At 67.2% G+C, this 19,807-nt stretch carries 12 protein-coding genes; 7 read left to right on the forward strand and 5 right to left on the reverse strand.

Annotated features, from left to right (window positions below; translation table 11 throughout):
* Window positions 1–63 precede the first annotated feature (63 nt).
* Together PX52LOC_RS02615 and PX52LOC_RS02620 are read left to right on the forward strand one after the other, a co-directional pair.
* Window positions 64–3,051, forward strand: a complete 2,988-nt coding sequence (locus tag PX52LOC_RS02615; protein ID WP_218575269.1) for a DUF1592 domain-containing protein — start codon at window positions 64–66, stop codon at window positions 3,049–3,051.
* 7 nt (window positions 3,052–3,058) lie between these two features.
* Window positions 3,059–4,381, forward strand: coding sequence for a DUF1552 domain-containing protein (locus tag PX52LOC_RS02620; RefSeq protein ID WP_218575270.1), 1,323 nt, complete (start codon window positions 3,059–3,061; stop codon window positions 4,379–4,381).
* 18 nt (window positions 4,382–4,399) lie between these two features.
* Here PX52LOC_RS02620 and PX52LOC_RS02625 read toward each other — a convergent pair whose 3' ends face one another.
* Both PX52LOC_RS02625 and PX52LOC_RS41870 read right to left on the reverse strand, forming a co-directional pair.
* Complete coding sequence (locus tag PX52LOC_RS02625) at window positions 4,400–5,104, reverse strand: DUF434 domain-containing protein (RefSeq protein WP_168218771.1); 705 nt, start codon at window positions 5,102–5,104, stop codon at window positions 4,400–4,402.
* A 49-nt stretch (window positions 5,105–5,153) separates the two neighbouring features.
* The gene (locus PX52LOC_RS41870) at window positions 5,154–7,868 is read right to left on the reverse strand and encodes a hypothetical protein (RefSeq protein ID WP_218575271.1); all 2,715 of its coding nucleotides are present in this window, start codon (window positions 7,866–7,868) and stop codon (window positions 5,154–5,156) included.
* A 245-nt stretch (window positions 7,869–8,113) separates the two neighbouring features.
* Here PX52LOC_RS41870 and PX52LOC_RS02635 point away from each other — a divergent pair, with 245 nt between their 5' ends.
* A complete protein-coding gene (locus PX52LOC_RS02635; protein ID WP_149108624.1) occupies window positions 8,114–12,118 on the forward strand; it encodes an FG-GAP-like repeat-containing protein in 4,005 nt (1,334 codons plus the stop codon).
* 2 nt (window positions 12,119–12,120) lie between these two features.
* Here the strand turns inward: PX52LOC_RS02635 and PX52LOC_RS02640 are convergent, their stop codons facing one another.
* From PX52LOC_RS02640 to PX52LOC_RS02650, 3 genes are read right to left on the reverse strand one after another with little or no spacing between them, the layout of a single operon-like run.
* The gene (locus PX52LOC_RS02640; protein ID WP_149108625.1) at window positions 12,121–13,437 is read right to left on the reverse strand and encodes a hypothetical protein; all 1,317 of its coding nucleotides are present in this window, start codon (window positions 13,435–13,437) and stop codon (window positions 12,121–12,123) included.
* Window positions 13,434–15,917 carry a serine/threonine-protein kinase gene (locus PX52LOC_RS02645; RefSeq protein ID WP_149108626.1) on the reverse strand — a complete coding sequence of 828 codons (2,484 nt, stop codon included), beginning with the start codon at window positions 15,915–15,917 and terminating at the stop codon, window positions 13,434–13,436. The genes PX52LOC_RS02640 and PX52LOC_RS02645 overlap by 4 nt, the downstream gene beginning before the upstream one ends.
* Window positions 15,914–16,531: a sigma-70 family RNA polymerase sigma factor gene (locus PX52LOC_RS02650; RefSeq protein WP_149108627.1), complete on the reverse strand. Its 618-nt coding sequence runs from the start codon at window positions 16,529–16,531 to the stop codon at window positions 15,914–15,916. The genes PX52LOC_RS02645 and PX52LOC_RS02650 overlap by 4 nt, the downstream gene beginning before the upstream one ends.
* Before the next feature lie 277 nt (window positions 16,532–16,808).
* On the opposite strand from PX52LOC_RS02650, the gene PX52LOC_RS02655 reads away from it, so the two are divergent.
* The 4 genes from PX52LOC_RS02655 (at window position 16,809) to PX52LOC_RS02665 (ending at window position 19,732) form a co-directional block, all read left to right on the forward strand.
* Window positions 16,809–17,444, forward strand: a complete 636-nt coding sequence (locus PX52LOC_RS02655) for a hypothetical protein (protein ID WP_149108628.1) — start codon at window positions 16,809–16,811, stop codon at window positions 17,442–17,444.
* A gap of 101 nt (window positions 17,445–17,545) precedes the next feature.
* On the forward strand, window positions 17,546–17,722 hold the full coding sequence (locus PX52LOC_RS40175; RefSeq protein ID WP_168218772.1) for a hypothetical protein: 177 nt from the start codon (window positions 17,546–17,548) through the stop codon (window positions 17,720–17,722).
* A 202-nt stretch (window positions 17,723–17,924) separates the two neighbouring features.
* Window positions 17,925–18,200 carry a hypothetical protein gene (locus tag PX52LOC_RS02660; protein ID WP_149108629.1) on the forward strand — a complete coding sequence of 92 codons (276 nt, stop codon included), beginning with the start codon at window positions 17,925–17,927 and terminating at the stop codon, window positions 18,198–18,200.
* Window positions 18,201–18,391: 191 nt separating this feature from the next.
* A complete protein-coding gene (locus PX52LOC_RS02665; RefSeq protein WP_149108630.1) occupies window positions 18,392–19,732 on the forward strand; it encodes a PQQ-binding-like beta-propeller repeat protein in 1,341 nt (446 codons plus the stop codon).
* Window positions 19,733–19,807: the final 75 nt, after the last annotated feature.

Here is a 19,807-nt window from a genome sequence, read left to right on the forward strand (position 1 = left end):
TAGAATGAGACAATCCCGCCTTGCCCTTCGCTCCCCTCCCGACCGGCCCGCTGAGTGAACCCGATGCCCGGCCCCGTGCGCTCTCCGATCTCTGCCCGGTGGCTGGTTGCCGCCCTCGTCGGATTCACGGCCGCCTGCGCCGAGTCGCCGAAGCCGGCAGCCGACGCGACCCGGTTGGAACAGACCTTCGAGAAGACGGTCCGGCCGTTCGTGCAGACGCATTGCATTTCCTGTCACGGGTCGGCGAAGCCGAAGGGCGACCTCGACCTCAGTCCGTTCACGACCCTCGACGCCGTGACCGCGGACCACAAGCGGTGGGAACTCGTCCTCGACCGCCTGCGGGCCGGCGACATGCCGCCCAAGACGGCGAAGCAGCAACCGACCGAAGAACTCCGCCGCGAGGTCATCGCCTGGGTGGAGGCCGTCCGCAAGTACGAAGGGGACCGGACCGCTGGCGACCCCGGCCCGGTGCCGGCCCGCCGGCTGAGCAACGCCGAGTACAACTACACGGTTCGCGACCTGACCGGCGTGGACATCCGCCCCACCCGCGACTTCCCCGTGGACCCGGCGAACGAGGCCGGGTTTGACAACTCCGGTGAGTCGTTGGCCACGTCGCCGGCGTTGGTGAAGAAGTACCTGGAAGCCGCCCGGCGGGTGACGGACCATTTGGTGTTCACGCCGACCGGGTTCGAGTTCGCCCCGCACCCGACCGTCACCGAAACCGACCGCGACAAGTTCTGCGTCAACCGCATCATCGCCTTCTACAAGAGCCAACGGACCGACCTCGCCGACTACTTCCTCGCCGCGTGGCGGTACAAGAATCGCGCCGCCCTCGGTCGGCCCGAGGCGACCCTGAACGACTTCGCGACTGAGGCGGGGATTAGCCCGAAGTACCTGACGACGGTCTGGGGCACGCTCACCGAGAAGCCCGAGGACGTTGGCCCGATCGCCGCCCTTCAGGCGATGTGGCAGGAACTACCGGCCGGCGGGGCGGACAAGTTAGAGGCCGCCCGAGTCAGTTGCGAGCGGATGCGGGAGTTCGCCACGGACCTGCGAGCCAAGCTCGTGCCGACGGTGAAGAACCTGACCGCCCCGAAGGTCCACGACGGCTCGCAACCACTGGTGCTGTGGAAGAACCGCCAGTTCGCCGCCAACCGAATGCGGTACGTCAGCGGGGCGTTCACGGTCAAGGATCTCCGCTTGCCGGCGGACTCAGCTGCGGCGAAGGCGATGGTCGCACCCGCTGACAGGGACGCCGCGAAGCACTACGAGGCGACGTTCGAGCCGTTCTGTGGCACCTTCCCCGACGCCTTCTACGTGTCCGAACGGGCGCGGGTGTACTTGAACGCGGCGGGCGAGAAGAACCTCGCCGGGCGGTTGTTGAGTGCCGGGTTCCACAGCCAGATGGGGTACTTCCGGGACGACGGCCCGCTCTACGAATTGATGCTCGACGACGCCCAGCGGAAGACTCTCGACCGCCTGTGGCAGGAACTCGACTTCTCCACGAACGCCCCGGTCCGCCAGTACACCGGGTTCATTTGGTTCGACCGCACCGACTCGACGTTCCTGCGGGACGCAGTCTTCGACAGCTTCCGCTCCGAGGACAAGGACTGCACGAGCGACGTGAAGGTCCGCAAGCTCGCCGACGCTTATCTGGCGAAGGCCAAGCGGGCGGGGGCGAACGAAACGGCCCAGACCGCGATCCGAGATTACTTCCAGAGCATGGGGGCCACATTCCGCTGGCTCGACAAGGCCCGACTGAAAGCGGAGCCGCACCACCTCGCGAGTCTGTACCAGTTTGCCGAACGGGCCTACCGCCGGCCGTTGACGGGTCCGGACCGCGACCGCCTCACCGCGTTCTACCGCTCGCTGCGCGACCGCGACGGGCTGGGCCACGAGGACGCGATCCGCGATTCCGTGGTTGCCGTGCTGATGTCCCCGCACTTCTGCTTCCGCGTCGACCTGCCCGGCCCGGGAACGGCCACCGGCACCACCCGGCCGCTGACCGATCCCGCGCTGGCCAGCCGGCTAAGCTACTTCCTGTGGGCGAGCCTGCCGGATAAGGAACTGCTCGCCCACGCCGCCGCGGGCGATCTGCACCGCCCGGAGGTGCTCACCGCTCAGGCCCGCCGCATGTTGAAGGACCCGAAGGCCCGCGGGCTGGCGACCGAGTTCGGTGGGAACTGGCTCGACATCCGCCGGTTCGAGGAGCACAACGCGGTGGACCGCGGCCGCTTCACGGCCTTCGACAACGACCTGCGGCAGGCCATGTTCGAGGAGCCGGTGCGGTTCTTCACGGACCTGATCGGACGGGACGGCTCGGTCCTCGACTTCTTGTACGCCGATCACACGTTCGTGAACCCGGCTCTCGCCCGCCACTACGGGATGCCGGTTTCCACCGGCGGGGCCGACGGGTGGACGCGAGTTGACGGAGCCGGAAAGTACGGCCGCGGCGGGCTGCTGCCGATGGCCGTGTTCTTGACGAAGAACGCCCCGGGGTTGCGGACCAGTCCCGTGAAGCGCGGATACTGGGTGGCCCGCCGGGTGCTCGGCGAGCACATCCCCGCCCCCCCGCCGAACGTCCCCGAACTGCCCGCCGACGAGGCGAAGCTGGGCGAATTGACCCTGCGAGAAGCCCTGGCCCGGCACCGGGCCGACAAGGCCTGTGCCGTCTGCCACGAGCGGTTCGACTCGCTCGGCCTCGTGTTCGAAGCCTACGGCCCGGTCGGCGAGCGCCGCGAAAAAGACCTCGGCGGCCGGGCGGTGGACGCGAAGGCCACGTTCCCGGGCGGGAGCACTGGCGACGGCCTCGCGGGCCTGACCGCGTACATCCGCGGCCACCGCCAACAGGACTTCGCCGACAACCTCGGCCGTAAGCTCTTGACCTACGCCCTGGGCCGCAGCCTGCTGCTCTCCGACGAGAAGCTCGTTCGGGAAATGCGCACCAAGCTCGAAGCGAACGACTACCGCTTTTCGAGCCTGGTGGAAGCGATCATCACCAGCCCTCAGTTTCTCAACCAGCGCGGCGAGGCCGCGGCCGGCACCAAGTGAGAACGACATGACCCCATCCCGTCCGACTTCCGCTTCCCGCCGCACGTTCCTCCGCGGCGTCGGCGTCACCATGGGCCTTCCGTGGCTGGAGTCGCTCCCCGTGTGGGGGGCTTCGCCCGAAACGACCGCCCCGCCGCAGCGGTTCGCGGCCCTGTTCATGGGGTGCGGCATCAACGCCGACCACTGGTGGGCGAAGGGGTCCGGGGCCACGATGGAACTCGGCAAGAGCCTGGAACCGTTGGCCAAGCTCAAGGAGAAGCTGAACTTCATCACCGGCCTGTTCAACAAGTCCGCCACCGGCGTCGGCATCCACCCCGGCCAGACCGGCAACGTCCTCTCCGGGGCGTCGCTCCAGAAGGGGGCCGAACTGCGGGGCGGCATCAGCATGGACCAAGTGCTGGCCAACCACTACCGCGACGCGACCGAAACGCCGAGCCTCGTCCTCGGGTGCGAGCAGCCGATCACGGGCTACCACGAGACGAACTTCTCGATGGCCTACAGTTCGCACATCTCCTGGCAGAACGCGACCTCGCCCGTGCCGCTGGAAGCGTACCCCTCGTTAGCCTTCGACAGCCTGTTCGACAACCGCGGCAGCCGGCGCAATCAGAGTGTCCTTGACCGCGTCGGCGAAGAAGCGGCGACCCTGAGCGGCAAGGTGAGTGCCAGCGACCGTGCTCGGCTCGACGAGTACCTGACGAGCGTTCGCGAGGTGGAAAAGCGGATCGACTCGGCCCGCGCCCACAAGGACAAGGCCGACGACCGGGCGAAGGGCAAGGACAAGCCCGTGGTCGCGATGAAGCGGCCGGACGACGGCCTGCCGGAAGACCTCCGCGAACACATGCGGCTCATGTGCGACATCGTGGCGATCGGCTTCCAGACCGACAAGACGCGGGTCGCGACGCTGGTGCTGTGCCGCGACCTGTCGGGCCTGTTCTACCCGTTCCTCGGCGTGCGGGACGCCCACCACTCGGCGTCCCACAACGACAAGTCCGAAGCCTACGAGCGCATCTCCCGCTACTACTGTAGCCAGTACGCCTACCTCGCCACCAAGCTCGACGCGATGATGGAAGGTGACAAGACGGTGCTGGACAACTCGTGCCTGATGTTCGTCAACAGCATGTGGTCGGGCAGCAACCACGACTCGAGTAAGCTGCCGGTCTTGCTGGCCGGCGGGCTGGGCGGCACGCTCGCGACCGGCCGCGTCCTCGACTACGTCGGCAAGGGGAACGACAACCGCAAGATGTGCAGCCTGTACCTGTCGCTGATGGACCGGATGGGCGTGAAGTTCGAAAAGTTCGGCGACGCCCAGACACGCCTGGCCGGCATCTGAGCCGGGGGACAGTTTCGGCTATCCCAAGTCTACGATGAACGCCGTGGGGACGGCGGCCTCGACCAACCCGCGGGCCAGGTTAACCCACCCGTCGCAACGGTCGAGGATTGCGGCGTCGGCCGTGACGACGAGGTCGCCGGGTTGGGACAGGATCGCGTCGGGATCGGGCACCACCTCGGCCGACCACGACGGGTCCACCGCCCGGACCATTTCAGCGAGGCGACCGCTGTTCGAAACCGGCGCGTCGAGCAGCCACACGCACGGCCCCGCCCCCCACGCCTTCAGCCACTTCGCCGCGAGTTCGAGGGCCGGGCGCGTCTCCGCGACCCGACGGTACGTCCCGTGAACGCTCGCCAAATCGCGGAAACACCCGTCCCGCCCGCCGACGACGACGCCCCCGCCGAGGGCCGATTCCAGCGTCAAAACGAGGTTGAACCCGTCGATCCGCAACGGTCGGCCGCCCAGGGTTTGGTGGTCGACCCGGCGACCCCGGCGGTCGGCGAAGGCCGCGTCGGAACAGCCCGACCGCCGCACCGCCGTCCGTTGCCGCTCCACGAGACGGTACCGGTCACCGACCAGTTTCAGAGACGACGGTTCGGCGTAGCCGCGGGACAAGAGCCACGAAAGGTCGGCCGTAGCGGCGGCGAGCGCCGGCCGTGCCTCGGGGCCGAACCACTCCGCGTCTTGCGGGCCGGGGCCGCGGTGCTTACGGGTGTCGGGCACGGTGCGATCCGGGGACTCAGGGCGATGCCGCGGATGAAGGACGCTCGGGCTACTTGGTGTTCGCAGGCGTGGCCCAGACGGCGCGAATCGCTTCCTCGTCTCCGAGCCCGTCGGGGACAGCCGCACTGGCGGTGTTCGCGTAGTACCACCGCTTGCCGTCCAGGGGCGACCGCATGGTACGGCTGCCGGGCATTTGCAAGAAGCCGTTGGGGTCCGTCGTGCGCACCCAGTCGCGGGCGTACCGGAGCCAGTTCGCGCGGTACTCCTTCGGCTGGTGGGCGAACCACGTGATCTCGTCGTACCCCCAGACCCAGATGCCGCCGGCCTTCGCCTGACCGGGTTGCTTGCTCGCGCCCCAGTTGTCGAGTTCGACCAGGTACGGCAGGTGGTCGCACGCCCACCCGCTCGGCGTCTCGCCGCCCTTGCTCCGCCCGTAGAAGCCGTCGGAAAAGCCGACCTTCAGGACGCCCTCCTGCGGTTTGTCGGCAACTTCCATGACCCGCAACGGGAAGGAATGGAAGTCAAGGAGCAACCGGCCGTCGCGCACCAACCCGCCGCTTGGCGCGTGGGCGTCGCACACCACCATGTGCCGGCGGGCGTGCTTGGCCGCATGTGCCCGAACCAGCTTCAAGACTTCGTCCCAGTCTTTCAGGTCGCGATTGTTGCCGTTCATCAGTTCTGCCTGGCCGAAGTGAATCGCCTCGAAGCCGCGGTCGATGAAGGAAGCCGCCAGGAAGTAGAACCATAGCTTCGTCTCCGGCCGGCTCACGTCGGGCACGGACGAGTTTCGGCCCCAGTGGTTCTGCCGCCGGCCGTCGGACGAGAGCATGTCGGCGTAGCGGAAGTTCCTCTTCTCCACCGGCTGGCCCAGGGCCTTGAACGCCCAGTCCGGCACGGGCACCTGCTCGACTTGCATCGTCACGATCTCGAAGACGCACGCCTGAAGAATCATCTCGGCATCAACGGCGTGGACCTTGGCGATTTGCTCCTTTGCCCGGTCCAGGTTCCGCAAGAGGTTGGCCTCGCCCGCCCACAGGCACAGGCTACGGCCGATGAACTTGGCCCCGGTCGCCTTGAGCATGCGGACGTTGTCGTCCAGGTCGCCGCGGCCGTTCAACAAGCCTTCCATCGAAATGGACCGCGACAGGTAATTCTCAAGCACGGTCCGCGTCATCGTCCGGTCGAAGCGGTAATCCCGCGGGGGTGACGTTTCCACCTTCGGTTCCACCGTCGCCTGACGTTTCAGGATGAAGTCCACGACTGGCTTCAGGTCTTTGGGGGCGGTCGGGTAGTGGCCCTCGCCGTCTTTCACGATGACCGTGACTGACCCGCCAAGTTCCTGGTAGCGTTTCTCCAGCACCCGCGTTTGGCTCGCGAGTCCGGGGTCGAGGCTGCCGCAGACGTGCAGCACCGGCACCCCGGCCTTCGCGAGCGGGGCAAGGTTGTCGAGCGGCTGCGCCTTGGTCATGCGGCTGCGGAGGCGGGGGTTCTCCGCGTAGACGCACGACACTTTGTCCGGGTTCGCGATGGCCCAGGCATACGCTTCGCCCGCGGCCCCGCTCGCCCCTTCCAGCACCGGCTTCGTGGAAAAGCCGTGGTCCGTCAGGTGCTTGTAAACGGCGTCCCACTGTTGCAGCACCGGGCCGTCGGTGTCGGTGGGCACCGGGCCGGTGACGATGTGAAAGCCTTGTTCCAACAGGGCCAAGTCCACGACGGCGTCCCGAGTGACGAACTCCGCGCGGTAGACCCACGGCTTGCCCGGAGCTTCTTTCTTCGGCACGATGGCCGAGACGCCGCTCTTGATCCCGTTGATCCGAAAATCGTAGCGGTCGAAGGTGGGCGAGAACAATGGACCGCGACAGGTGACGTAGGTTCCCTCGTTCGGAAGCTCCCGGTACGAGTTCGCGACGCCGTAGAACGCCGATTTGGTGAAGGTCGCCCCCACGAATGCGGGAGCTTTGACCGCCGGCGGGTCGAGACTGGCCACGATGAAGTCGGCGATCGGCTTGGGGTCTCGGAAACTGTGCGGGTGGTGGGCGGCCCCGTCCTTGATCATCACGCTGATCCGGCCGCCGAGCTGTTGGTAGGCGCTCTCCGTGACGAGCGTGTGGTTGCCGAGGATCGGGTCGAGGCTGCCGCAGACGTGGAGCAGCGGCACGTCGTTCTTGACCAACCCGCCGAGGAGTTGAATGCTCTCCCGACTGACGGCCGGGTTGTCGACGTAAAGGCACGTCACCTTGTCCGGGTTGGCGGTCGCCCACGTGAAGGCGTTCCGCCCGCCGCGGCTCATCCCGACGAACGACGGCTTCTTCGAGAGGCCGTGTTTCTCGGTCAGGAACGTGTACCACGCATCCCACGACTTACCGGCGTCGGACAGCACGAAGCCGATGTGAAAGCCCCGCTTGAGCAGTTCGACTTCGACCTGCGGCTCGTGATCGAAATAATACCCCTGCCACGACCACGGCATCCCGGCGGCGGCCTGTTTGGGAACAACGACGACGCAACGGAGTTGCCCCTTGACCTGAGCCTTCACCGCGTTCTTCTCGTCGGCCGGGGCCGTGAAGGGCTTGATCGCGAAGGTCGCCTCGTCCATCAGAAAGTCGTAGCGGTCGAAGCCGTGCCAGGCCGTTTTCTCACCGGTGAACGGCGGCGGGGCGTCCGCGGCGCGAACGGCAGACGTGTTTGCGAAACTGAGTCCGAGGAGCAGGAGCGTGAAGATCAGGCGTTGCCGATGCGGGGGAGTACCATCGAGCGGTGCGCGCATTCGAAACTCCGGCACGAGGGAGGAACGGGAGAGAGGCGTGTCTGTCGGCGGCCCCTTTGGGTCGGCGTGCCGCCCGCAAGGTTTCGACGGCAGTATCCTATTCCGGTAGTCCTGAGTTGCCGATTAAGAGCCGGGACGGATGTGAGAATTATCGGGAATACGGGGCACAATCACTGGCACTATTCGCCCTCGAACCGTGCCAGAGGAATCAGGTGAATTGGATTTCCCGAACGGAGCGACGGATCATGCGCCGTAACACGCGAACAGCACTGCGGTTCGAGAGCCTTGAAGAACGGCTGATCCCGACCCTGGGGCTGGACCCGTCGTTCGGCGTCGGCGGCCGGACGTTCGTCACGCCGGGGCCGGTATCAGTGTACGGCACCGTCAACGACGCCGTGGTGCGGCCCGATGGGAAAATTTGGGTACTCGGCGGGATCGGGGGGAGCCCGGTGCTCGCCCGGTTTAACCCGAACGGCGAACTCGACGCCACCTTCGACGGCGACGGCATCGAACCGATCCTGTCGTGGTCGGGCCAAAGCTCGACAATCTCGTTGAGCAAAATGGCCCTGCAAGCGGACGGCCGCGTTGTCCTCGCCGGCGTCGTGACGGAGAACAACGGGCCGTCTTCCTTCGCGCCCTACTCCGTGAAAACGAGCCTCGTCGCGATTCGGCTCAATTCCGACGGTACTTATGACGATTCGTTCGGCGACGGTGGTCGGGCCGTCGTCAACCTCGCCAACGAACCGGGGAGTTATTACGCCAACACTCTGCTCGCCGTCCGCGTCTTCGACGACGGGCACGTTGTGCTGGCCGGGAATGAATACATTCCCGTTTACCCGGCCCTCACGCCCTCGAATTCACCTACCGCCGCCGACGTGCCCGGCTTTTTCGCGGCGCGATTGACGGCCGGCGGCGAGTTGGACACGGCCTACGGCACAGGAGGGGTCGCCGTTGCTGCCTCCGTAAACGCGGGCAACTCCTCTCGCTCCCTCAACTCGATCAACGGCGGCACGGCCGCCATTCTCGCCGACGACCGCGTGGTTTTCTCGGGTACCACCTCCACGCCTTACGCGACGCAGCAAGTCTCGCCGCAAGAATTGTTCCTGGACGTCTACCGCCTCGCGGCCGACGGGTCGCCCGACGCGACGTTCAACGGCACCGGGTTCGCGGAAACCGTCTTGGTCAGTGTGCCCGTGCCGGACGGCGGGAGTGCCTCGATTTACGCCTACGCCATCAGCCCGGGCGTCCAACCCGACGGGAAGATCACGATCGCGGCCAACGTGAACATTTACTCGACGACGAGTTCGGGGACGGAAAGTCGCAACAAGATTCTCGTGACCCGGTTCACGGCCGACGGACAGCGGGACGGGTCCTTTGCGGATAACGGCGTCTTGACCGCCCGCGACCAGGACGGCGCGAACACGTCCCTGACCCTGGGCCTCTTCACCGTGTTGCCCGACGGGCGGTTGGTCGTGGAAGCCGAGACACAAATCATCGAACAGGGGCAGGCGCGGTACGATAGCGAACTCCGGGGGTTCACCGCGAACGGCCAAGTCGATGGGAGTTTCGGGCCGAACGGCGTACTCCCCACCCTCACGTCGGCCGTGCCGGGGGAGTCGATCAACCCGGCCATTCTCGTCCCCGACGGTAACGGCCTTCTCGCCGCCGGGGCGACGACTTCGACCCCTTCCACCCCGACGACGAGCCGCATCGGACTGGCTCGCCTCGCGAACGATCCGCCGGCCGTTCCGCCGACGGCGAACAATCAGAACCCCGTCGGCCGGTTCGTCGTCACCAGCGGTAGCACCGGTGCCAACCTCGATCCGACGTTCAACGGCGGCCGCCCGGCGATCCTTTCGCTCGACGTTGGCGGGGTGTCCGGGTCTGTCACGGCCACGGCCGTCGATGCCGCCGGGAAGTACGTCGTCCTCGGCCGACTGTTCGACAAGGTCGTGGTGGCACGGTACAACGCGGACGGGACGCTCGACACGTCGTTCGACGGCGACGGCGTCCGCACGATCTCGCCAACGGGGGACGAGAATCTCAACCCGGACCAACTCCTCATTCAGCCGGACGGCAAAATCGTCATCACGGGGTCGCGGTTAATTTTCGCACCGGACGTGCCGACGAGTTCGAAAGTCTTCGTCAAGCGGTTGAACGCCGACGGGTCGGACGACACCACCTTTGGCGGCACCGGGCAAGTGTTGCTGGACTCGGCCTCGCCGAGCCAACAAGAGTACGGGACGAAACTCGCCGTGCTGACCGGCGGGCGGCTCCAACTCGTCGCGCTCGACTACGCGAATACGTCCGATTCGAACCGACCCCGGGTGGTCGCACGCCGCCTGAACGCCGACGGCACGCTCGACTCGACCTACGGCACTGGCGGCGTGGTGTTGACGACGGTTGACGCGAGCCAATTCGATCAGGTGGGCGGGATCGAGATTTTGGCCGACGGGTCTGTGGTCATTGCCGGAGCACACAGCACGGCCACGTCTTCGAGCGGACCGATTTCGGTTTACGCCGTCGCCCTCCGCTTGAACGCCGCCGGGGTGTCCGACTCGACGTTCGGCAACAACGGCTACGCCCAAGCCTTCCTCCAGACATTCTCTGGCCTGGGTACAAGTAGCAGTAGCAATTACGTGACGACGCCCGTCGTGTTGGTCAGTGCCCAACCGGGCGGGGGGATCGTCGTCGGCACCCAGGTCAACGCTTCGTCCTACGACTACCCCGCCGGCGGGCCTCAAGGGAGCCGAACCGAGACGCGGTTCCAACTCGTCCGCTTCACGGCCGCCGGGCAACCCGACGCAACGTTCGGCGACAACGGCAGCGTCATTCTCGACTCCAAGGTCAGCGACAGCGTTCCGAGTGCCACGACGAACTCGTACCTCAGCCTCGTCGCCCTGCCGAACGGCGGCCTGTCGCTGTTGAGTTCGGTCAGCCAGTACTTTCCGTCGACCGTCAACGACGCGGCCCCGGTGCCGGGCACGGCGGCCCTCTCCATTGCCCCGACTCCGATCAGCGTGACCGTCCGCCGGCTCACCGCCACCGGGCAACCCGACAGTGCCTTCGGCATCCTCGGCGCGATCACCGTCGGGACATCGAACGCGGCGCAGAACTCCCTCATGCCCTACGTTCAGGCGATCGACGCGGCCGGGCGGGTCGTACTCGGCGGGAGCGGGTCGACGGGCCTCGGCCTGGAACGCCTCTCGACGACCACGTCTCTCTTCGCCACGAAGCAGCCGACGGTCTACGTTTCCGGGGCCAACGGTACCGTCGAAGCCTTCCGACCGGCCCCCGACGGAACGCTCGTCTCGGCCGGGACGTTCGCGCCGTTCCTCGACTACACCGGGGCCGTGCGCGTCGCGACCGGCGACCTGAACGGCGACGGCTTCGCGGACACGATCTTTACCACCGGCGACCGCGGGTCGAAGGTCCGCATCCTCCTCGGCCTCGACCCGGAGGCGCAACCCGTCGCCGTCACCGCACCACTCGATCTCGACGTGTTCGAAGCGAGTTTCAAAGGCGGCGTGAGCGTCACCACCGGCGACGTGGACGGCGACGGCAAGGCGGAATTCGCCGTCACGCCGAACGTCGGCGGGAGCGGCCGGGTGGTCGTCTACTCGCTCGTTGACGGGAAACTGGTGGTGCGGGCGAACTTCTTCGGCATCGACGACCTCGACTTCCGCGGCGGGGCGACGGCCGCCTTCGGCGACACCGACGGCGACGGCAAGATGGAACTGATCGTCGCCGCCGGCCTCGGCGGCGGGCCGCGGGTGGCCGTCTACCGCGGCTCCTCACTCTTCAGCACCGCCGTCGGCACGCAACCGCCGAAGATGGTCAACGACTTCTTCGCCTTCCCCGGCGCGGACACCGAGCGGTTGCGGAACGGCGTGGCCGTTGCCGCCGGCGACGTGAACGGCGACGGGATTGCGGACTTCGTCTTCGGCGGCGGGCCGGGCGGGGCCGCGCGGGTTTACACCATCGACGGCAAAGCGTTCTCCACCGGCAGCACGGTGCAGTTGGCGAACTTCTACGTGGACGGCAACGACACCAGCCGCGGCGGCGTGAGGTTGGCGCTCAAGGATGTGGACGGCGACGGCCGGGCGGAACTGATCGCGAACGCGACGGGGACCACGAGCCGCCTGTACCGCGGGACGGCCCTCGCCCAATCCAACGCCGTCGAGCCGACCGCCTTCGAGGACTTCGACAGCCCGACCGCACAGGTGGGAACCGGCGTCTACGTGGGGTGAGATTACACGATCGGCGGTTTGGTCAATCCGACGGGGCGGGCGGGGGCCGTTTCATCGGACCGAAGCCAAAACCACCGGAAGCAGACCCCGCCGAGCACCAGCGCCCCGAACACGCTCATCACGTGAGCGTGTTTCTTTTTCGGCTCGGCCTGGTCGGCTTCGGTCGGAATCAATTCTGCCAGGAGTGGCCGGGCGGCCAATCGTGCGAGTAGCTCATCAGCCTCATCGGGAACGGCGTTCGCCGACATCGTCATGTCCCGAACGGTTGGTTCCGAGGTAAGTGTCAGTTCACTTCTCACGACGCCCAGTTGCCACGTCGAGGGCGATCCCGTTCGCCGCGTGTCGGAGGACGTGCGAGACTCCACGGGCTGCGAGTCGTTGCTCGCGCGGGACCGCTCCCACGGCTCGATCCCTGTCGGCGCGGAGAACAGCGTGTGCGCCGGATTCCACGACGCAAGAATGATGCGATCCGCTTCCCGCGATGGCGGCGACACCGGCGTGGTAAACCCGCGGCCGCCGTCGCCGAGTGCATCCGGGCGAGTCGCCGCACTGGAAAGCGTTCCGAACGTGCCAGCCTGGTGATCCAGTTGCGACGACACGAAGAACACCGGCGCGACCGGCGGCGGGTCGGGCGGGCGGGGCGGCGGGACGACGGGCGGGGGGACAACGGCGGTGGCAGGCGGCGGCACCGTATCCGCCGGCCCGACTGGTCCGGCCGGCCCCGGCGGGGGGACTTGCGCGGCCGGTGGCGAAATGACAACGGGCGGCGCGGGCGGCGGTGGAATGACCGCGGGCGGGAGGTCGGTCTGCGACGAGGCGAACGAGAAGAAGTCTCGACTCGGCGAGGTAGGCCACAGCCAGACCGGCTTGTCGGCGGTGACGCTCAACGTGCCGGGCACGTCGCCGAAAAAGACTTGGGACTCGCTCACCATTCCCGCTTGGCTTTGGGACGCCACGGGACCTGCCCACGCCATCAACAGGACGGGCAGTTCGCGGTAGCGCACGATAGGGTCGATCGATTCCGCGAGGCGGATGGTCACGACGGATATGTTCGGGAGGGTGAAGTCCTCGTCCCACCGGCCGACCACGCGATTGTCTTCGATCGAAAGTTCGGCCGGGTGGCTCACGCCGTCCGGCGTGATGAACGCGAGGGTCTTCCAGTCGGCGGCCGCCGCCGGGACGGACAGGGACAAATCGTGAACCACCAGGGTCGCGTCCGGCAGGGTCGCGCTCCACACGTCGCGGCGCGACAGTTCCTCCACTCCCAGGAGGGGCCGGCGGCGCGTCGGGCGGGATGCCGTCGTCATGAGCGGTTTCACTGGTGTCCTCCGTGCTCCCGAATGGTATCCCGGACGCGCTCAATCCTCAACCGCGTTCGTTCGGCCGTCGCCGCCTGCGGGATTCGCGCGGCCCAAGCCTCGGCCTGACGAACCGCCGCCGCGGCTTCCAGCAATTGGCTCTCGGCCGCGTCGAGTTGGGCCTGAAGGCAGTACGCTGTGGCCAACTCGCTCGGCGATTCTGCACTGCTCGCCAGCAGCGATTCCCGCGCGCGATCGAGTTCCCGCCGCGCGGCCGGCCGTTGATCCTGAGTCGCGAGCGATTCGGCGAGAACCAGTCGGGCGACGGCCTCGTCGAGCCGATACCGCGGCACCCGGGGCGACGCCGAAGCGAGTGCCGCGAAGGCCGTGACGCCTTGCTCGGCGAGCGCCTGTGCCTCGTCCGGCCGCTTCTGGGCGATCCGAACGCGGGCAAGTTCCAATCGCGTGCGGGCCGCCCGCCGGCGCGTCTCCGGCGGCCGCTGCGGAAACTTTTGGGCCTTCTCCCAGAGCAGCAGCGATTCCCGAAGGGCATCCGCCGCGGGTGCGTCCTGATTCTGGCAGTGCAGCGAGACACCGAGGTTGTGCCCGACGAACGCGGTGTGTTCGACCAGTTCGGCCCGGTTCGGGAACTCGGTCGCCAGTTGAGCGAACCGCGTCTGAGCGGCCCGGAACCGTTCGACCGCGTCCCGGTGGCGGTCTTGCAGTTGGCAGATCAACCCGCGGTTGTGTTCGACGCCGGCCGCCTCGAAACGATCCTCGGCCGTCGCGGGTTGCGCCTCCGACAGCGTGCGAAGTGTGGCCGCGGCCGTCGCGTAGGACTCGTCGGCCGCTTCCGTCCGCCCCGTCACCCGGTAGAGGTTGCCGAGGTTGTTCGCAGTCGCGGCAACTTCGCGAAGAACCTCCGTCGATGCGCTCGTGAACGCGGTCAGGATCGCCTGCGATTCCCGGTACGATTTCTCGGCCGCAACAGGGTCGCCGAGCAGTTGGTCGATGTCGCCGACCCGCCGCCAACTGCGGGCCGCCGCCAACTGGTCGCCCGGGTTTGCTCCCTCCAGAGCGGCCAGTCGGGTGTACTGGTCGCGGGCTTTCACCAGGAAGTCCCGCTGGTCGGCCTCTAGGCCGTCCGTCCGTGACAGGACGCGGTCCGCGAATGCGGTGTACATCTCGTCAACGGCCGTTCGCACGACCTCGCGCTCGGTCAGTAACGCCGACTCGCGATTCATCAGGCGAACGGTGTTCACGCCTTGCAGAACGAGGACCCCGAAGACGGCCGCGGCCGCCGTCAGCGAAAGCCCCCGGTGCCGGCTCATCCACCGGCCCATGCGTTGCCCCCGCGACGGCCGCCTCGCGGCAATCGGCTTCTCGGCCAAGAACTGTTTGAAGTCGGCGATCAATGTCTCAGCCGACGGGTAACGGTCTGACGGCTCTTTCGCGAGGAGTTTGAGCGTGATCGTTTCCAGGTCGTAGGGAACCATCGGGTTGATCGCGCGGGGCGGCCGCGGTTCCTCGTTCAAAATCGCGGCGACGAATTGCCCCCGGTCCTGGACCGCGAACAACGGCCGCCTCGTGAGCAGTTCGTAGAGTGTCGCCCCGAGGCTGTACAGGTCCGTCCGCTGATCGACGATCCCCCGGCCGGCGTCCAGTTGTTCCGGGGCCATGTACTGGAGGGTTCCCACCATCGCCCCGGTGCGGGTCAGCCGCGTGGCCCCGCTCAGGCGGGCCAGGCCGAAGTCGACGACCCACAAGTGCCCGTGCGCGTCCACCAGGCAGTTTGCGGGCTTCACGTCGCGGTGGACGATGCCCCGGTCGTGGGCGTGGGCCAGAGCCTCGGCCGCCTGCACGATCAGCCGGACGATCTCCTTCGACGACTTCGGCAACTCGGTCGCGGGCGTCGGGAGCGGGATCGCGTCCGGCCGCGGATCACCGGCGGCGGCGTAGGGGACCGTACTCGCGGCCGGGGCGTGGTCGGGGTCGCCGAGTATCGCAAGAGACGAGCCGACGATGAGCGGCATGACGAAGTAGTGAATGCCCCGGTCGCAGCCGACGGCGAGGATCGGCACGATGTTGGGGTGGTCGAGCATCCCCACCGCGCGGGCTTCGTTGCGGAACCGTTCGCGGTCGATCGGTTGCCACCCGGTCGCCAGCGGCAGCGTCTTGACCGCCACCCGGCGGCCGTCGGTCGTCCGTTCCGCCTCGTAAACAACGCCCATACCGCCGCGGCCGACTTCCCGCAAGATGCGATACTCGTCGAGCCGTTCCGGCGTTCGCTCGGTCGCCTCCTTCGGGGCGGCGTGCTGTAAGAACTCCAAGCCACTCAGGCACTCTTCCAGCACGTCGGCAATGTCCGAGTGCTCGCGGAGGAAGGCGTCGCGGTCCGGGGCGCGGCCGGCTTCCAGGGCTTCCAGGTACCGCTCCAGCGCGACGACGACTCGGGGGTCGTCGAAGTCCTGCCCGGCAGAAGGTAGGAGTTGCCGCGTCATAGCGTCTTGGGGAGTAATCCCTTCAGTTGAACGAGCCCCCGGACCCAGAGTTTCTTCACGCTGTCCACGCTCCGGTTCATTCGCTCGGCCACTTCGGGGAACGTCAGTTCTTCCAGGTTACGGTAGACGAGGACGTCCCGGTAGTCCGGCGGCAGCTGGCCGAGGGCGTTCGCGAGGATCACGGCCGCCTCGTCGCGGACGGCGAATTGAACCGGCGAAAGTCCCGCGGCCGGCAGCGTGGCCGCCATGTGCTCGGACGAGTGCCCCAGGGACTCGACAATACTCTGTTCCAGGCGGATGTCGCGACTCCGTGTCTGACGGTACCGACGGACCTGGTTTGCAAGGTTTCGGGCGAGAATCTGCCGCAACCAGCCGAGGAACTCGGGCACGCTCTGCCCGCGGAAGTGGGGGAAGTCGCGGTGCGCCTCCAGGAAAGTTTCCTGGACGATGTCCGACGCCCCGAGCTTGACCTGCAACGCCCGGTCGAGTTGGACGCGGGCCAAAATCGTGAGGTAGTGCCGATAGCCCTCCAGCAGCGGCCCGAGCGCAACGTGTTGGCCCGCAATCGCTTCGAGCAAGAGTTGTGCGAGCGTGGTTTCGGTAGCTTGGCCCATTCAGTATCAGGCCCGGCGGCGGTCGGAAAAGGGCTGCGAATTCTTTACGGAATTTCGGAGGTTGAGAAAGGTCGGTAGAGTGGGCCGTTAGCCCATCCCATCCGCGGGAGCGGTGTTGCGGCGGCAACCACACAGTCACACGGCAATCGCCGTAGCCCCACATCAAAACACCCACCACGTTGCCCCGCGGCTCAAGCCGGCGTTGAAACGGCAGACGGTTGGAGCAATGATACCTACAGGGGAACCGTGATCGGATCGGGGGTGGGGCGTGTGGCGAATGCACTCGGGGGACCGAGTCCTGACTGACGCGGAGTGGGAACTGTTTTCGGTCGGACTCGACCTGCTCGTCGACTTCGTGCAAGACGACCTCGACGGCCAGGACGATGCCACCGAGACCGGCGCCCCGGCGTTCGACCGCCTGACCGCCGAGCAGAAGTTCGTGATCCTCGCCGATGTCGCCACGGCCCTTCGCGACCCCGCCGTCCCGCCGCCCCACCACACGGCCGCCAACGAGGCGACGATCGCGGCCGTCCTCTACACGGTCCAGGACGTGCTCGCCGAGGAGTTGGTCGCGGCCACGAGTCCCGACCGCGGGCTGCGGTCCACCGACACCCGCCGGCACCTGCTCGCGGTGGCCGTGGAATCCGGGTGGGAGAACCTCCCCCGACTCACGTCCAAGAGCCGCCGGAAGTGGCGGGAGTTGCTCGAAGTTTTCGAAGGGCAGATCCTCTGGGACGACGACCACCTGATGGGCGACGCCTTCCTCGACCTGCCGCCGGACGAGGTGCGGGTGCAGATGGAACTGGCCGGCATCGGCGATGACTACTACCTCGACACGCCGGACGAACCCGACGAGAAGGGGCTGGCCCGGGCGCGGCAGCAACTCGCCCGGCTGTGCGGCCGGGAGCATTGAACGTCCTCATTTCAAGCAACTTTGCCGAGGCCCGCGCGGCGTTGCGGAAGGTGCCGAACGGGAAGGCGGCGATTTCCGCCGCCGCGAAGTAGTTGCTCGGCATGACCCTGAACCGCGACGGCCAAGAGCAGGACGCCGCCGAGTGCCGCGAAGGGTTTCGCGCGGCGAAGGCTCTCGCGGGCAAGGTTGAATGGGCCGACCGCGTCTTCCTCGACCTCCTCACGGCCGCGGCCGAGAAGGTCTGCGGGCAGAAGGCGGACGCCCCGCCGGGGCCGTGACGCTTCCCCGTCTTGAGCCAATCGCGGGCGGCGAAAGCCCGACGCCGACCGAGCCGAGAACCCGCAAAACTTAACAGGTTGCCGGCCACGATTTGCCGGATGGCAAGATGTACTGTTGAAGCCCACGCGGGACGCGGCGAAGGTGGAGGTGGGAGCGGTTCGCGGTTGGGCCGCCCTCATCTTGCGACTCGGAGTTTGGACGATGGCTCACGATCCCGTTGACCGAACCTGTGCGACCCTGCCCCGCGGCGAGACGGTCTTGCTGTACCGCCGGCCGGGCCAGAACTGGCAGATCGACCTGTGCCAGTGGCCTCCCCACCGCCACGGCGCGGACGGGTCCGGCCTTCCGCCGACGCTGGCCCGACCGCAGTTCGTCCTCGCCCGCCACCGGGGGTGGCACCAATTGGAGTTCGAAACCGAGTACGAGGCGATGGCCTTCGTCGCCGTGCAACTCGCGACCGACGCCCCCGTGCGCTAAACCCACGACCGAAGTCGTTATCACTTTTGCTCGCCCGACCCATTCCCGGGTCGGCTCCACGACGAGGGGCCGACCCCGATTGATACTGCCAGCACGCCCCACGCGGCACAACTCCCTCGCTTCGCGGAACGTCGCCGCCTACGATACACCCGTCGGCTGGTCGTTTGTGATTCCCTTCAGGAGGCTCACTCATGCTCGTTCGGACGACGACACTCGCCCTCGTTCTGCTCACCGCCGCGGTCGGCCGGGCTGACGATTGGCCGAACTGGATGGGGCCGAAACACGATAACGTCTGGCGCGAAACCGGGCTGATCGAGAAGTTCCCCGAAGGCGGGCCGAAGGTTCTCTGGCGGACGCCGGTCGGCGGCGGGTACGCGGGGCCGGCCGTGTCGAAGGGAAAGGTTTACGTCACCGACTACGTCAGCAAAGACCTGACCGAAGAGCAACGAGTCGGCGGCAACTTCGAGCGCAAAGGCTCGACCGGCACCGAGCGCGTCCATTGCCTCGACGAGGCGACCGGCAAGCCGGTCTGGAAAAGCCCTTACGAGTACCCCGTCAAGTACGCCATCAGCTACCCGGCCGGACCGCGGTGCACGCCGACCGTCCACGACGGCAAGGTTTACACCCTCGGGGCCGAGGGGCACTTGGCCTGCCTGGACGCCGAGACGGGCGCGAAGGTGTGGGCGAAGGAACTGAAGGACGAGTACAAGACGAAGTCCGCGCTCTGGGGTTACGCCTCCCACCCGTTCATCGACGGGCAGAAACTCATCACACTCGCCGGCGGCGACGGGTCGCACGTCGTCGCGTTCGACAAGAATACGGGCAAGGAAATCTGGAGGTCGCAGTCGCAGCCCGAGCAAGACGGCCAGGGCTACGCCCCGGTCACGATCATCGACGCTGGCGGCGGTCGGCAACTCATTGTCGCGGGGCCGAAGGCGCTGCGGAGCCTGGACCCGGAAACCGGCAAGCGGAATTGGAGCAGGCCGTACGACGCGACCAACGGGGCGACGATCATGACGCCGGTCGTCTCCGGCGAGTACCTCTACTTCGGCGGCTACAACCACAAGAATCTGTTGTTGAAGCTGAAGAAGAATCCGGCGGACGAGCCCGAGGTGGTCTGGCAGGACAAGAAGAACGCCGGCGTGTCGCCGGTGAATGTGCAACCGTTCCTGCAAGACGGGGTGCTGTACGGCTACGACGACAGCGGCGACATGTACGGCGTGGAACTGCCGAGCGGCAAGCGGTTGTGGAAGGGCATGGGGCCGGTCGGCGGCGAGCAGGCGAAGGGGTCCGAGACGGCGTTCATCGTCAAGACCGGCGACCGCTTCGTGTTCTTCGCCGAGACGGGGCACCTCGTCTTCGGCAAACTGACCCCGCAGGGGTACGAGGAGATCGACCGGGCGAAGGTGATCGAGCAAACCGGCGGGGCGTTCGGCCGCAAGGTCGTGTGGTCCATGCCGGCGTTCGCGAACAAGCACGCTTACATCCGCAACGACAAGGAGATCATCTGCGTCGATCTGGCAAAGCCGTAGGCGACCGGGTGGCCCTCGCTTGCCGCCCGCCGCGGCGGTAGAATGAGGATTGAACACCGCCGTTCCCAGGTGGGA

Origin of the sequence: Limnoglobus roseus, assembly GCF_008254045.1 — a bacterium.
In the GTDB taxonomy this organism is placed as follows: Bacteria; Planctomycetota; Planctomycetia; order Gemmatales; family Gemmataceae; genus Limnoglobus; species Limnoglobus roseus.

Excerpts from the sequence above, each read along its gene's own strand:
- PX52LOC_RS02615 (WP_218575269.1), top strand. The coding sequence starts at position 64 with ATGCCCGGCCCCGTGCGCTCTCCGATCTCTGCCCGGTGGCTGGTTGCC.
- PX52LOC_RS02620 (WP_218575270.1), top strand. The coding sequence starts at position 3,059 with ATGACCCCATCCCGTCCGACTTCCGCTTCCCGCCGCACGTTCCTCCGC.
- PX52LOC_RS41870 (WP_218575271.1), bottom strand. The coding sequence starts at position 7,868 with ATGCGCGCACCGCTCGATGGTACTCCCCCGCATCGGCAACGCCTGATC.
- PX52LOC_RS02635 (WP_149108624.1), top strand. The coding sequence starts at position 8,114 with ATGCGCCGTAACACGCGAACAGCACTGCGGTTCGAGAGCCTTGAAGAA.
- PX52LOC_RS02645 (WP_149108626.1), bottom strand. The coding sequence starts at position 15,917 with ATGACGCGGCAACTCCTACCTTCTGCCGGGCAGGACTTCGACGACCCC.
- PX52LOC_RS02650 (WP_149108627.1), bottom strand. The coding sequence starts at position 16,531 with ATGGGCCAAGCTACCGAAACCACGCTCGCACAACTCTTGCTCGAAGCG.
- PX52LOC_RS02655 (WP_149108628.1), top strand. The coding sequence starts at position 16,809 with ATGCACTCGGGGGACCGAGTCCTGACTGACGCGGAGTGGGAACTGTTT.
- PX52LOC_RS40175 (WP_168218772.1), top strand. The coding sequence starts at position 17,546 with ATGACCCTGAACCGCGACGGCCAAGAGCAGGACGCCGCCGAGTGCCGC.
- PX52LOC_RS02660 (WP_149108629.1), top strand. The coding sequence starts at position 17,925 with ATGGCTCACGATCCCGTTGACCGAACCTGTGCGACCCTGCCCCGCGGC.
- PX52LOC_RS02665 (WP_149108630.1), top strand. The coding sequence starts at position 18,392 with ATGCTCGTTCGGACGACGACACTCGCCCTCGTTCTGCTCACCGCCGCG.